Source organism: Salinicola salarius (genome assembly GCF_003206135.1).
GTDB classification, from domain to species: domain Bacteria; phylum Pseudomonadota; class Gammaproteobacteria; order Pseudomonadales; family Halomonadaceae; genus Salinicola; species Salinicola salarius.
Genome location: NZ_PZJT01000006.1, coordinates 407,045 through 420,660, shown reverse-complemented (window position 1 = coordinate 420,660; position 13,616 = coordinate 407,045). Strand labels below are relative to the sequence as shown.

Annotated in this window: 11 protein-coding genes; 9 read left to right on the top strand and 2 right to left on the bottom strand. The window is 62.4% G+C overall.

The features are described 5' to 3' along the window. Positions 1-22: 22 nt before the first annotated feature. Positions 23-1,120: an AI-2E family transporter gene (locus DOM32_RS08415; protein WP_071230415.1), complete on the top strand. Its 1,098-nt coding sequence runs from the start codon at positions 23-25 to the stop codon at positions 1,118-1,120. Then, entirely contained in the window at positions 1,117-1,818 is a 702-nt protein-coding gene (gene hda, locus DOM32_RS08410; protein ID WP_110633180.1) for a DnaA regulatory inactivator Hda, read from the top strand. The genes DOM32_RS08415 and hda overlap by 4 nt, the downstream gene beginning before the upstream one ends. A gap of 25 nt (positions 1,819-1,843) precedes the next feature. Here hda and DOM32_RS08405 read toward each other — a convergent pair whose 3' ends face one another. Further along, the gene (locus DOM32_RS08405; RefSeq protein ID WP_110633176.1) at positions 1,844-2,845 is read right to left on the bottom strand and encodes a LysR substrate-binding domain-containing protein; all 1,002 of its coding nucleotides are present in this window, start codon (positions 2,843-2,845) and stop codon (positions 1,844-1,846) included. A gap of 173 nt (positions 2,846-3,018) precedes the next feature. Here DOM32_RS08405 and DOM32_RS08400 point away from each other — a divergent pair, with 173 nt between their 5' ends. From DOM32_RS08400 to DOM32_RS08375, 6 genes are all read left to right on the top strand, one after another. Next, positions 3,019-4,260: an aldose epimerase family protein gene (locus DOM32_RS08400; protein WP_110633173.1), complete on the top strand. Its 1,242-nt coding sequence runs from the start codon at positions 3,019-3,021 to the stop codon at positions 4,258-4,260. A 297-nt stretch (positions 4,261-4,557) separates the two neighbouring features. Next, positions 4,558-5,550 (top strand): arabinose ABC transporter substrate-binding protein, encoded by a 993-nt coding sequence (locus DOM32_RS08395; RefSeq protein ID WP_110633170.1) that lies wholly within the window; start codon positions 4,558-4,560, stop codon positions 5,548-5,550. Between the two features lie 45 nt (positions 5,551-5,595). Beyond that, positions 5,596-7,089 carry an L-arabinose ABC transporter ATP-binding protein AraG gene (gene araG, locus DOM32_RS08390; RefSeq protein WP_071230420.1) on the top strand — a complete coding sequence of 498 codons (1,494 nt, stop codon included), beginning with the start codon at positions 5,596-5,598 and terminating at the stop codon, positions 7,087-7,089. Positions 7,090-7,230: 141 nt separating this feature from the next. Continuing rightward, on the top strand, positions 7,231-8,232 hold the full coding sequence (gene araH, locus DOM32_RS08385; RefSeq protein WP_071230421.1) for an L-arabinose ABC transporter permease AraH: 1,002 nt from the start codon (positions 7,231-7,233) through the stop codon (positions 8,230-8,232). Positions 8,233-8,451: 219 nt separating this feature from the next. Then, complete coding sequence (locus tag DOM32_RS08380; protein ID WP_071230422.1) at positions 8,452-9,852, top strand: GntP family permease; 1,401 nt, start codon at positions 8,452-8,454, stop codon at positions 9,850-9,852. A 94-nt stretch (positions 9,853-9,946) separates the two neighbouring features. Next, positions 9,947-11,731 carry an IlvD/Edd family dehydratase gene (locus DOM32_RS08375; RefSeq protein WP_110633167.1) on the top strand — a complete coding sequence of 595 codons (1,785 nt, stop codon included), beginning with the start codon at positions 9,947-9,949 and terminating at the stop codon, positions 11,729-11,731. Between the two features lie 56 nt (positions 11,732-11,787). On the opposite strand, the gene DOM32_RS08370 is transcribed toward DOM32_RS08375, so the two are convergent. Continuing rightward, positions 11,788-12,207, bottom strand: a complete 420-nt coding sequence (locus DOM32_RS08370; RefSeq protein WP_110633164.1) for a secondary thiamine-phosphate synthase enzyme YjbQ — start codon at positions 12,205-12,207, stop codon at positions 11,788-11,790. 203 nt (positions 12,208-12,410) lie between these two features. On the opposite strand from DOM32_RS08370, the gene DOM32_RS08365 reads away from it, so the two are divergent. Then, complete coding sequence (locus DOM32_RS08365) at positions 12,411-13,538, top strand: zinc-dependent alcohol dehydrogenase family protein (RefSeq protein ID WP_110633162.1); 1,128 nt, start codon at positions 12,411-12,413, stop codon at positions 13,536-13,538. Positions 13,539-13,616 lie beyond the last annotated feature (78 nt).

The window sequence follows — 13,616 nt, the reverse complement described above, 5'->3', positions numbered from 1 at the left end:
GTCGAAGGACGACGAGAGCGCGATGACAAAACTGCAAATCTGGGGCGCGATCGGGGCAGCGCTGGCGGTCTGGCTGCTGATCCTGCTGGAACCGATCCTGATGCCGTTCTTCGTCAGCATGATCCTCGCCTACCTGGGCGACCCGGTGACCGACTGGCTCGAAGCGCGCGGATTGTCGCGGCGCCTTGCCGTCAGCGTGGTGTTCCTGCTGCTGGGCGTCATCATCGTCGGCGGCGTCCTGGTGCTGGTTCCCGTGCTGGGACGTCAGATCGCGCAACTGATCGAGGCGCTGCCCAGCATCTTCAATTGGGTGCAGGCAACGGTTCTGCCGGAGATCCAGTCGTTGACGGGAATCGACTTTACTGCCGACTTCGATCAGCTGCGCGATGCGCTGATGGCCAACTGGCGCGAGACCGGCACCTTCGCGGCGGCGTTTCTCGCCCAGGCGTCTCGCTCCGGCCTCGCCTTTGCGGTGTGGATCGGCAACATCGCGCTGATCCCGGTGGTGACGTTCTACCTGCTGCTCGACTGGGACCGAATCAAGGGATATATCCGCGACATGCTGCCCCGGCACATCGAGCCCCGCGTGACCTCGTTGACCACCGAGTGCGACGAGGTGCTGTCGGCGTTCCTGCGAGGGCAACTGCTGGTGATGCTGAGCCTGGGCGTGATCTACGCGGTCGGCCTGAGCGTGATCGGGCTGCACTTCGGGCTGCTGATCGGGGTGATGGCGGGGCTCGCCAGCATCGTGCCGTATCTCGGCGTGATCGTAGGCATCGTGACGGCCGCGGTAGTGGCCTTCTTCCAGTTCGATACCTGGCTGCCGCTGGTCGGCGTGCTGGTCGTGTTCGGTATTGGCCAGATCGCCGAAAGCACCGTCCTCCAGCCTCTTTTGCTGGGTGACAAGATCGGGCTGCATCCGGTGGCCGTGATCTTCGCGGTACTCGCCGGCGGCCAACTGTTCGGGTTCACCGGCATTCTGCTGGCGCTGCCGGTGGCCGCCGTCGTCATGGTATTGCTCCGCTACGCCTACCATCGCTATCGTGGCAGCCAGCTCTACAATCGTTCGCGCAGCGGCGCGCTTTCCCAAGACCAGAGCCAAGGAGATGGATCGACATGAGTCCGGGGCCGTCCCAACTGCCGCTCGGCGTCGGGCTACGCGATGATGCCACTTTCGCCAACTATCTGCCGGGCGACAACGCATCACTGGTGGCGCATCTCATGAAGCAGCTCGACGATAGCGGGGAATCTTTCCTCTATCTCTGGGGTGGCGAGGGCGTGGGCTGTAGCCATCTATTGCAGGCGGCGTGCCATAACGCCGATGCCCGAGGCAAGCGGGCACTCTATCTGCCTCTGGATGCGCTGGGGCATTTTCCGCCGGATATTCTCGAGGAGCCGGAACGCCTCGATCTGCTGGCGATCGACGACCTGCAGCTGGTGGTCGGGCGAAGACGTTGGGAGGAGGCGCTGTTCCATGGCTTCAACCGCCTTCGCGATGCCGGCAAGCGGCTGGTGATCGCCGCCGACCGCTCGCCGCGCCAGCTTGAGGTCAAGCTGCCGGATCTCGCTTCCCGCCTGAACTGGGGCATGGTGTTTCACGCCCAGCCGCTGAACGACACCCAGCGGCTGGCGGCCCTGCAACTGCGTGCGCAGGTGCGTGGGATGGAGCTGCCGGCAGAAGTGGGGCGTTATATCCTCCATCGCGGCCCGCGCCAGCTGGACCCGCTGTTCGAGATCCTGTCGCGGCTCGATCGCGCCTCGCTGTCGGCCAAGCGCAAGTTGACCATCCCCTTCGTCAAGCAGGCGCTGGAGTGGTGAGCCAGCTTAGATAGCCGACACCGGCTCAGAGCGTGACATCACTGTAGTGAGCCAGCGTCGTGCTCGGTTCGTGCGCCCGACGTTCGCGGATCATCTGATGCAGCGTGCTCATCAACTTGGCGGCGCCGGGCGACATGCGCCGTTCGCGCAGGCTGATCAGGCCGAAAGGCTGCACGCTGAGCGCATCGGTAGACGGCAGAATCGCGAAGCGTGGCTGGGTGCAGAGCAGATCCGCGACCTCGCGTGTCGTGACCGTGATCGAGTCCGATTTATCGACCATGGCCAGCGCCATGTAAATATCCGGCGTATTGATGATGCGCTGGGGTGGCGCCACCTTGTGATGCAGGAAAAGGTGCTCGACGCGCTGGCGCATCAGCGCCCCCGGTGGCTGCAATACCCACGGATAGTCCAGCATCGGGATCAGGTCGAAAGCGTCTTTCGCGAGCGGATGCCCGGCACGGCAGACGAAGCACAGCGCTTCTTCGCCGATTTCCTCGAATACGAAATCGCCGGCCGGCATTCCGCTGGGAATGCGGGCAATGGCGAAATCGAACTCACCGTCGCGCAGTCTCGGCACCAGATTGCGACTGACACCGACATCGATGTTGACCTCGAGATGGGGACTGTCACGGTGCACGCGCTCGACCGCGCTGGCCAGCAACGTGACGGCAGGCGCGAGCACCGTACCGATCGATACCGTTCCCGCGTTACCTTCCTTGAGTGCATTGATTTCATCGCTCGCTTGCGTCAACGATGTCAACATGCCGCGGGCATGGCGGATCAGGCTTTCCCCGTACCAGTTGGGCGTCACGCCACGGGAGTGCCGCTCGAAAAGCGAGACGCCAAGCAGATGCTCGAGATCCCCCAGCAGCTTGGAAGCCGCCGGTTGGCTCATTCCCAGCCTTGCCGCCGCACGATGCAGGTTGCGGTGGTCGTCTAGTGCCACGAACAGCTGCAAATGGCGGAACTTGAGCCTGACACGAAGGAACCAGTCCGGCGGCAACGGGTCGGTGGAATGTGCTTTCATGAAACGGTCTCGGACGTATATTCGACGTTTTTATAAGTCACGTTGTGGCGTTCTCGCATAGTCAGATAGGGATCGTGGGTCTAGGGTTTAAACGATCGTCATCGGCGGCGGCAGGCCGGTCCGAGCAGCAAGAACGATAACCAGAAAACTGAAAATGAAACCAGGAGCTTGTGATGACACGCCATGTCCTTTCTCTTTCTCGGTGTCTCGGCGTCGGTCTGTTCGGATTGATGATCGGGCAGGCCTTCTTGCAAGCCCAGGCGCAGACGATGCCGGCGAATTCGCCATCCTCCAGCGCCTTGCCACCGGGCATCGAGAGATCGGCCTTCGGTCGGTTGCCGGATGGCCGCGAGGTCGACTGCTATCGAATCACCAACGACAACGGCATCGAGATGCGGGTCATCAACTACGGCGGCATCATCGTATCGTTGAAGACGCCCGATATGACCGGGCGGATGGACGATATCGTGCTGGGCTTCGATTCGCTCGATGATTATCTCTCCGAGACCTATCGTCAGGCCAACCCCTACTTTGGTGCCTTGATTGGTCGCTATGGCAATCGTATTGCCAATGGCCGCTTTACGCTGGATGGCGAAACCTATCGTCTGCCCACCAACGACGGTCCCAATACCCTGCATGGCGGCGATGTCGGGTTCAATCAGCGCTTGTGGCATGCCGAACCCTTTTCATCTTCCCAGGGGCGAGGCCTGGTCCTGACCTATACCAGCCCGGATGGCGAACAGGGATTCCCCGGCCGTCTGTCGACGCGAGTCAGCTATACGCTGACCCATGACAATGAACTGGCCATCGACTACCGTGCGGAAACGACGCGTGCGACGCCGGTCAATCTGACCCAGCACAGCTACTTCAATCTCCAGGGCGAGGGGAGCGGCAGCGTCCTCGATCACCAACTGATGATCAACGCGAGCGCCTACACGCCCGTCGGCGAGACCCTGATTCCGACGGGAGAGATCGCCGACGTCAGCGGTACGCCGTTCGATTTCCGCCAGCCGACCGCCATCGGCGCACGCATGGGGCAGAAGAACACTCAACTGGCCTATGCCAAGGGCTACGATCACAACTTCGTGCTGAGCAGGAATCCGGGACAGGCCGATCGACCGACGCTGGCGGCGAAGGTCATCGAGCCGCACAGCGGCAGAGTGCTCGAGGTCGCCACCACGGAGCCGGGACTGCAGTTCTATTCGGGGAATTTCCTCGATGGCAGTCTCGTCGGCAAAAGCGGTCGCCCGTACACCCATCGTTCCGGTCTGGCACTGGAGACGCAGCATTTCCCCAATTCCCCCAATCAGCCGAATTTCCCTTCGACGATTCTCAAGCCCGGTGAAACGTACCATTCCCAGACCGTCTATCGTTTCTCGACGATTCAGCAGATGCCGGGCGTTACCTCAGGCTGATTGCCGTCAAGGCCCGACTCTTCGAAGCCGCCGTCATGGCGGCTTTTTCGTGGAGGATGGGGGCTTCTCGTCACCAAAGTCGTAAAACGACTTTAGTCGGCACGAAAAGCCACTGTGAGGTCGTCGACCCCGCATCCCGGTAGCTCTCATGATTTGCTGATAGCAAATTAAGTATCGCTTTGAGCGAGGCTCGTTATTAGCCGGTTATTGGACGACTGTTTAATGTCGTTTCAGCCGTGTCATGGCATGTGCTTGCCAATAATAAACCTAATGGTCCACGAGGCCTGGAGGTCGTCAATGATTCGCTTTGTGAAGTCGTCACTGCTCGTGCTGAGTGTCTCTGCCCTTGGCATTGGCGCTGCACCGCTCTATGCCCAGGATGACGTCAAGATCGGTTTCATCGTCAAGAAACCCGAGCAGGCCTGGTTCATCAATGAGCAGGATGCGGCCACCGCCCTGGGCGAGCAAAAGGGATTCGAAGTCGTCCGGCTGTCGGGCGAAGACGGCCAGCAGGTGCTCAGCGCCATCGATAACCTCAATTCACAGGGCGCCCAGGGTTTCGTGATCTGTCCGCCGGACGTTCGGCTGGGGCCGGCGATCGCCAACCGCGCCGAGCAGTACGGCATGAAGGTGGTGACCGTCGATGATCAGTTCCTGGGTCCGGACGGCAAGCCGATGGCGTCCGTGCCGCATCTGGGCATGTCGGGCTACAAGATCGGTCAGCAGGTCGGCGAGACGATTGCCAAGGAGATGAAGGCGCGGGGCTGGGATCCGCAGGATGTCGCGGCATTGCGCATCAGCAACAATGAACTGCCGACCGCCAAGGAGCGCACCGATGGCGCGACGGACGCGTTGCTGGACGCCGGTTTCGTCGAGGACAACATCTTCGACGCGCCGCAGCAGAATACCGATACCAGCAGCGCCTTCGCCGCGGCGTCTCCCGTGCTGTCGAAAAATGGCAATTTCGAGCATTGGGTGATCTACGCGCTCAACGAAGAGAGCGTGCTGGGCGGCGTTCGCGCGAGTGAGCAGTACGGCCTGTCGCCGGATCAGGTCATCGGCGTCGGCATCAATGGCTCGGGTGCGGCGTTCGCCGAATTCTCGCGCGAGAAGCCGACCGGTTTCTACGGCACCATTGCCGTGAGTTCGACCATGCATGGGCGCCAGAGCGCAGACAATCTCTATACCTGGATCGCCGAGGACAAGCAGCCGCCGGCCAATACCGAAACCACCGGAACGCTGATGACGCGCGACAATTGGGAGCAGGTTCGCGACGATCTGGGACTGTAAGCCGGTGCGTCGATAGTCGAATCATATACCGCTGAGGAGAACGGTATGGCGGATGCTTACCTGCGTGTCGATGGCATCACCGTCGAGTTTCCCGGGGTTCGCGCGCTGGACGGCGTCAGTTTCTCGGCGCGCGGCGGCGAAGTCCACGCGTTGATGGGCGAGAACGGTGCAGGCAAATCCACGCTGCTCAAGGTACTGAGCGGCGTCAACCGCGTCACCGGTGGTCAGCTCTGGATCGGAGGCGAGCCGATCGTTTTCGCTAATGCGCGTGAAGCGCTACGGCGTGGCATCGCGATCATCTATCAGGAACTGACCCTGTCGCCCAATCTCTCGGTTGCCGAGAACCTTCTGTTGGGGCAATTGCCGGTCAAGCACGGCTTTCTCGACCGGCGTCGGCTGCGCGAGCGGGCGATGACGATTCTGGAAGAACTAGGGGAGGGGGACATCCACCCCTCGACCAAGGTTCGGGATCTCTCGATCGGTCAGCAGCAGATGATCGAAATCGGGCGAGCACTGCTGCGGGACGCGCGCATCATTGCCTTCGACGAGCCGACCAGCTCGCTCTCGGTGCAGGAAATTCGCCATCTCAAGCGAATCGTCTCGCGACTGCGCGACGAAGGCCGCGTGGTGCTTTACGTGACCCATCGCATGGAAGAGGTGTTCGAAATGTGCGATGCGGTGACCGTGTTCCGCGATGGCCGCCACATTCGTACTCACGACACGCTGGAAGGACTCGATCACGATACGCTGGTCAGCGAGATGGTGGGGCGCGAGATCGAGGATGTCTACGGCTACCGGCCACGCCAATCGGGCGATGTGCTGATGCGTCTCGAGGGTATCGAGGGCCGTGGCGTCCGGGCGCCGGTCAGCCTCGAGATTCGGCGCGGCGAAGTGCTCGGGCTGTTCGGGCTGGTCGGGGCAGGACGGAGCGAATTGATGCGGCTGGTCTGTGGCGTGGAGCGTGCCACCGCCGGCCGGGTTTTCTTCGATGGCAAGTTGCAGCGATTCGGTTCGCCGCAGGCCGCGATCCGTGCCGGTATCGCCATGTGTCCGGAGGATCGCAAGTCGCAGGGTATCTTCCCGGTGGCGAGCGTATCGGACAATCTCAACATCAGCTGTCGCCGCTTCTTCAAGCGCTGGGGCGGCTTTCGCAACCCGCAACGCGAGACCCGAAACACCCAGGACTACATTCGCCAACTGCGTATCCGGACGCCTGGGCCCAAGACGCCCATCGCCAATCTTTCCGGCGGCAACCAGCAGAAGGTGATTCTGGCGCGCTGGCTGGCCGAAGAGATCGATCTTTTCGTGATGGACGAGCCCACTCGCGGCATCGATGTCGGGGCGCGTCGGGACATCTATTCGCTGCTGTACGACCTCGCCGAGCAGGGCAAGGGGATACTGGTCATTTCCAGCGATCTGGCGGAGGTCAGTTCGATCTGCGACCGCATCGGCGTCATGCGGGAAGGGGTACTGACCGATGTCGTCGAACGAGACGAGGCGACGCCCGAGCGACTGCTGGGATTGGCGCTGCCGGCCTGAGATCGGTCCTCATCGCTACTCGATGAATCGATCCCGCGCCGGTTGGCATCGGTTTATGGTCGTCATCGTTTTATGGTTGGCATCCGTTTTATAGAAGCTCCGTTTTATAGAAGCAAATGAATCTCAAGAGGGTTCAGGAACATGAATGACAAAGTTGCCACATCGGCGGCACTACCACGCGAGACACGCCGTGGGCTGCCCAAGCCGCTACGGACGCTACTCGACACGTCCGGTCTGATTGCGGTTTTCATCCTGCTCTTCATCGGCCTCTCCGTGCTGGTGCCGGATTTCCTGACCGGCCGTAACATCGTCGGGCTGCTGTTGTCGGTGACCCTGATCGGCACGATCGCCACCACCATGATGATGGTGCTGGCGCTGGGCGAGGTGGATCTGTCGGTGGCGTCGATCGTGGCCTTTTCCGGTGTGGTCGCGGCAATGGTGACTTCGACTACTGGCAGCGTGGTGATCGGCGTGCTGGTGGGAATCGCAGCCGGCGCAGCGGTCGGGGCTTTCAACGGTTTCGTGGTCGCCCGCTTCGGCATCAACTCGCTGATCGCGACGTTGGCCGCGATGGAGTTCGTACGAGGCCTGGCCTATATCACGTCCGGCGGCGATGCCGTCATGATCACCGTACCGGGCTTCTTCGATCTTGGCAGCGCCTCGTTCCTCGGTCTGACATTGCCGGTATGGACGATGATCGTCTGCTTCCTGGTGTTCGGTGTCGTACTCAACATGACCGCCTTTGGCCGTAATACGCTGGCGACGGGGGGCAATTCCGAGGCCGCCAGTCTGGCCGGGGTCAATGTTCGCCGCTTGAAGATCATGGTGTTCGCGCTCCAGGGTCTGGTTGCCGGCATCGCCGGGGTGCTGCTGACTTCTCGTATGGGGCTGGGCGATCCCAACACGTCTCAAGGGCTCGAGCTCGCCGTCATCTCGGCCTGCGTATTGGGTGGTGTCTCGCTTTCCGGCGGCGTGGCCTCGATCACCGGCGTGCTGGTCGGTGTACTCATCATGGGGTGCGTACAGAATGCGATGGGGCTGCTCAACGTACCGACGTTCTATCAGTACCTGGTACGCGGCGCGATCCTGCTGCTCGCGGTCATGTTCGACCGCTGGAAACAGACCCGCCGCGCCGGTGGCTGATGAGTCCCGGCACGCAACCTGCAACTTTGGTCGCGTCGAAACCACGAGCTTGTATGACGATCACGTGTTCTTACGCATGATGCGGCCCATCTAATAACCATATTGATATTGGTTTTGCCGATTTTTGGCATTTCATGGTTATTGATGCTTGGCGCTACTGTGGCCGTACCCACGGCGGACATGTCCAATCGAAGCCGTGACAGTCGTCAGGAGAACGCCATGCAAGACACGACACAAGCGGCCGCCGGCCTATCCACATTAGGGCTGATGGGGGTCGCCGTCGCGGCTATCGCCATTCTGTTGGTTTTGATCATTCGGGTGCGTCTGCATCCCTTTTTTGCGCTGGTCATCGTCAGTATCGGTACGGCACTGGCGACCGGCATTACGGTGGCCGATCTGCTTCCCACATTGCTGGGCGGCTTCGGCAAGACGCTGGGCAATGTGGCGCTGCTGATCGGTTTCGGGGCGGTACTGGGGCGTCTGGTTGCGGTTTCCGGCGGGGCGCGAGTGCTGGCCGACACGCTGATTAGTCTGTTCGGCAGCAAGCGGGCGCCGCTGGGTCTGTCGATCGCCTGCCTGCTGTTCGGCTTTCCGATCTTTCTGGATGCGGCCTTCGTGGTCATGCTGCCGGTCATCTATTCGGTCGCTCGTGAGCTCAAGGCCTCGTTGCTGCTTTATGGGCTGCCGGCGGCGGGTGCGTTTCTGGTCATGCACGCCTTGATGCCCCCACATCCCGGCCCGGTCGCGGCGGCGGTCTTCCTGCACGCCGACATCGGCCAGGTGCTGTTCGTCGCGCTGCTGGTGGGGCTGCCGACCTGGTACGTGATGGGCTACCGGCTGTCGCTGATACTGGCCAAGCGGACGCCGTTCCAGCCGGTGCCGAACTTCATGGGGGCGGAAAGCGAGGAGATCCCGCCCGAGAAGCGCCCGGCGTTCGGTACGGTGCTGCTGGTACTGTTGCTGCCGCTGGTGCTGATCTTCCTCAACACGGGGCTATCGACGCTGGGTCAGAGCGGCGTGATCGATAGCGACAACCCGCTGGTTTCCGCGCTGATGGTGATCGGCGAGACACCGATCGCGCTGCTGATCAGTACCTGTATCGCCATGTGGCTGCTGGTCATTCGTGCCAGTGAACGCGGAGCGATGGATTCCATCAACGAGATTGTCGAGCAGGCGCTCTCCCCGGTCTGCAGCATCATCCTGATCACCGGTGCCGGCGGCATGTTCGGTGGCGTGCTGACGGCCAGCGGCATCGGCGACGCGCTGGCGGACAGCCTCCAGGCGTTCGGGCTGCCGGTGATCCTGGCCGGATACGTGATCGCATCGGTGATCCGGATAGCTCAGGGTTCGGCCACGGTGGCCGGCACCACGGCAGCCGGCATCATGGCGCCGGTGGTGCTGGGGGATCCCACGCTTGCCGGATTGCCGGCAGCCTGCATTACCGTCGCGATCGTCGCGGGCGCCATCGGTTACTCCCACGTCAACGATTCCGGGTTCTGGCTGGTGGGTCGCTTTCTCGGCGTCGATACCAAGACGATGTTGAAGACATGGACGGTGATCTCCATCGGCATTTCGCTGATGTCGTTCGCCCTGGCGTGGCTGGTGTTTTCCTTGCTGTGATCCTTGATGACACGCATCGACAGCACCGGTTGACGAACACCTTTGATGATGGCCCTGACCGCCACCGCACTGACGATGGCTCGAGGAGAGAAGAATGAGCGATTCATCGGACAAGTCCCAAAAGCCGTCCCAAAAACCAGAGTCCCAGCGCCAGCTGCGCTCTGCCCAGTGGTTCGGTAGCGCCGACAAGAACGGCTTCATGTACCGCAGCTGGATGAAGAACCAGGGCATTCCGGATCATGAATTCCAGGGCAAGCCGATCATCGGCATCTGCAATACCTGGTCCGAGCTGACGCCGTGCAATGCGCATTTCCGCAAGCTTGCCGAGCACGTCAAGAAAGGGGTGCTCGAAGCTGGTGGCTACCCGGTCGAGTTTCCGGTGTTCTCCAATGGCGAGTCCAACCTGCGGCCGACGGCGATGTTCACCCGCAATCTCGCCAGCATGGATGTCGAGGAGGCGATTCGCGGCAACCCGATGGATGCCGTGGTACTGCTGGTCGGCTGTGACAAGACCACGCCGGCGCTGCTCATGGGCGCGGCGAGCTGCGATATCCCGACGATCGTGGTGACCGGCGGGCCGATGCTCAACGGCAAGCACGAAGGCAAGGATATCGGTTCCGGCACGGTGGTCTGGAAGCTTTCCGAAGAGGTCAAGGCGGGCAAGATCTCGATCCACGACTTCATGGCCGCCGAGGCTGGCATGTCGCGCTCCGCTGGTACCTGCAACACCATGGGGACCGCGTCGACCATGGCCTGCATGGCGGAATCGCTGGGCGTTTCCCTGCCGCACAACGCGGCGATTCCGGCAGTGGATTCCCGTCGCTACGTACTCGCGCACCTTTCCGGCAACCGCATCGTCGAGATGGTCGACGAGGATCTGAAGCTGTCGAAGGTTCTGACCCGCGAGGCGTTCGAGAATGCGATTCGCACCAACGCGGCGATCGGCGGCTCGACCAACGCTGTCATCCACCTGAAGGCGATCGCCGGTCGTATCGGTGTCGACCTGCCGTTGGACGACTGGACCCGCATCGGTCGCGGTACGCCGACCATCGTCGACCTGCAGCCCTCCGGGCGCTTCCTGATGGAAGAGTTCTATTATGCCGGCGGTCTGCCCGCGGTGCTGCGTCGGCTGGGCGAAGCCGACCGGCTGCCGCACAAGGATGCGCTGACGGTCAACGGCAAGACGATCTGGGAAAACGTGCAGGACGCGCCGCACTACAACGATGAGGTGATCCGGCCGCTGGACAATCCGCTGCGTGAAGATGGCGGCATCTGCATTCTGCGCGGCAATCTGGCACCCAATGGCGCGGTGCTCAAGCCCTCGGCGGCCAGCCCCGAGCTGATGAAGCATCGCGGCCGGGCGGTGGTGTTCGAGAATTTCGACGACTACAAGGCGCGAATCAACGATCCGGACCTGGAAGTCGAGGCCAACGACATTCTGGTCCTGAAACACTGCGGCCCGCGCGGCTACCACGGCATGGCCGAAGTCGGGAACATGGGCCTGCCGCCCAAGATCCTGGAGCAGGGGATCACCGACATGGTTCGCATCTCGGACGCTCGCATGAGCGGCACGGCCTACGGCACGGTGGTCTTGCATGTGGCGCCGGAAGCCGCGGCTGGCGGTCCGCTCGCGGCGGTCCACAACGGCGACTGGATCTCGCTGGATTGCGACAGCGGCGCGCTGAATCTGGAAGTCGACGACGCCGAAATCGCCCGGCGGCTGGCGGAAGCCGATCCGATGGCGGCGTCGAACCAGATCGCCACGACCGGAGGTTACCGCCAGCTCTATATCGAGCGGGTGCTGCAGGCGGACGAAGGCTGCGATTTCGATTTCCTGCGCGGTTGCCGGGGCGCCGAGGTGCCACGGCACTCGCATTGAGCTGGCAGAGAATCGTGTTCAGCCAGAAAGCACGAGGGTGAGCACAGAAGCTTTCGTTATTCGCCCATCAATGTGGCGGTGACCTTTCGGGCACCGCCATGCTCGCGATGTTCGCCCAACCAGATGCCCTGCCAGGTGCCGGTTAGCAGGCGGCCGTTTTCCACCGCCAGGGTCAGTTCGGTGCCGAACAGGCTCGCCAGCACGTGAGCGGGCATGTCGTCCGGGCCCTCCAGCGTATGCCGCATGCCGGACAGGTTTTCCGGTGCCAGCTTGTTGGCGAACAGCGCCATGTCGTGGCGCACGTCCGGGTCGGCATTCTCGTTGAGCGTCAGTGAGGCGGAGGTATGCATCAGCTGCAGATGCAAAAGCCCGGTGCGGATGCCGTGCATGCCGGAAAGCGCGCCGAGAATCTCGTCGGTGACCAGATGAAAGCCGCGCGAACGGGGTTTGAGCGAGAACTGCTGACGATGCCACATGGGGTTGGTTCCTTCGGTCATTGATAGAAAGCACCTCATCCTAGATCGCGATGCTTGCCCTGTCTTTCAACGTCGACGGCTGGCAATCGTCAGCGGCACCGAAAGACCAAAGTCGCAGTACTCGCGTTAACGTTTGCGCTTAGTCTGAACGACTACCGAGAACCGGTAGTCGCCCCCAGGCGATTCGAAACCAGGAGGTGTTCGTGAAAATTCGTGCCGCCGTGATACATGAAATGAAAAGGCCACGCCCGTATCGGGAGTCGCTGCCGATGTCGGTCGAGGAGGTCGAGCTGGACGGGCCGGGGCCGGGCGAAGTGCTGGTCAAGATGCGTGCCGCCGGTCTGTGTCATTCGGATCTTTCCACGATCAATGGCGATCGGCCGCGCCCCTTGCCGATGGTGCTGGGCCACGAGGCGGCCGGCGAAGTCGCCGAAGTCGGCGAGGGCGTGACCGATCTCGCTCCCGGCGACCATGTGGTGTTCTCCTTTGCGCCCAGCTGCGGTGCGTGTCCGTCGTGTCTTTCCGGGCGGGCGGCGCTGTGTCAGCCCGGTGCGGCAGCCAACACTGCCGGGCATCTGCTGGGTGGCGGGATGCGTCTGCACAAGAACGGCCAGAAGATCTATCACCATATCGGCGTTTCCGGCTTTGCCGAGTACACGGTGGCGTCGCGCCGCTCCCTGACCCGGATCGATCCGGACCTGCCTTTTCATATCGCGGCGCTGTTCGGATGCGCGGTGCTGACAGGCGTCGGTGCGCTGGTGCATACGGCGGGCCTGAGATTGGGCCAGTCGGTGCTGGTCGTCGGCCTGGGCGGCGTCGGGCTGGCGGCGGTCATGGGCGCCGTCGGTGGCGGCGCGCGGCAGGTGATCGCGGCGGATATCGCGCCGGACAAGCTGGAGACCGCCAAGGCGATGGGCGCCACGCATATCGTCAACAGCGCCGATCCGGATGCGGTGCAGCAGGTGCGCGAGATCAGCGGCGGCGGGGTGGACATCGCGGCCGAGTTCGCGGGTGTGGCCAAGGCGCTGGAGTTTGCCTATGAATCCACGGCCCGTGGCGGCACGACCGTCACTTCCGGCTTGCCGCATCCCGACGTGCGATTCGCCATCAGCCCGACGCGCATGGTCGCGGAAGAGCGCACGCTCAAGGGCTCCTATCTGGGCGGTCACGTGCCATCGCTGGACGTGCCCGAATATATCGCGCTCTACCGGTCCGGCCGCCTGCCGGTAGATCGGCTGCTGACGCACCGATTGAAACTCGACGAGATCAACCTCGGTTTCGACCGTCTGGCGAGTGGCGAGGCGATACGGCAGATCATCGATTTCGATTGAGCCTCGAACCGGACGGAGCATGGTCCGGCTGCTAGTCTTGAAGGACTCGAAGGCGTAGCCCGACGTTCGGGCTGCGCC

Bases quoted from the DNA above. Each gene is read 5' to 3' on its own strand.
- DOM32_RS08415 (WP_071230415.1), top strand. From the start codon at position 23: ATGACAAAACTGCAAATCTGGGGCGCGATCGGGGCAGCGCTGGCGGTC.
- hda (WP_110633180.1), top strand. From the start codon at position 1,117: ATGAGTCCGGGGCCGTCCCAACTGCCGCTCGGCGTCGGGCTACGCGAT.
- DOM32_RS08405 (WP_110633176.1), bottom strand. From the start codon at position 2,845: ATGAAAGCACATTCCACCGACCCGTTGCCGCCGGACTGGTTCCTTCGT.
- DOM32_RS08400 (WP_110633173.1), top strand. From the start codon at position 3,019: ATGACACGCCATGTCCTTTCTCTTTCTCGGTGTCTCGGCGTCGGTCTG.
- DOM32_RS08395 (WP_110633170.1), top strand. From the start codon at position 4,558: ATGATTCGCTTTGTGAAGTCGTCACTGCTCGTGCTGAGTGTCTCTGCC.
- araG (WP_071230420.1), top strand. From the start codon at position 5,596: ATGGCGGATGCTTACCTGCGTGTCGATGGCATCACCGTCGAGTTTCCC.
- araH (WP_071230421.1), top strand. From the start codon at position 7,231: ATGAATGACAAAGTTGCCACATCGGCGGCACTACCACGCGAGACACGC.
- DOM32_RS08380 (WP_071230422.1), top strand. From the start codon at position 8,452: ATGCAAGACACGACACAAGCGGCCGCCGGCCTATCCACATTAGGGCTG.
- DOM32_RS08375 (WP_110633167.1), top strand. From the start codon at position 9,947: ATGAGCGATTCATCGGACAAGTCCCAAAAGCCGTCCCAAAAACCAGAG.
- DOM32_RS08370 (WP_110633164.1), bottom strand. From the start codon at position 12,207: ATGTGGCATCGTCAGCAGTTCTCGCTCAAACCCCGTTCGCGCGGCTTT.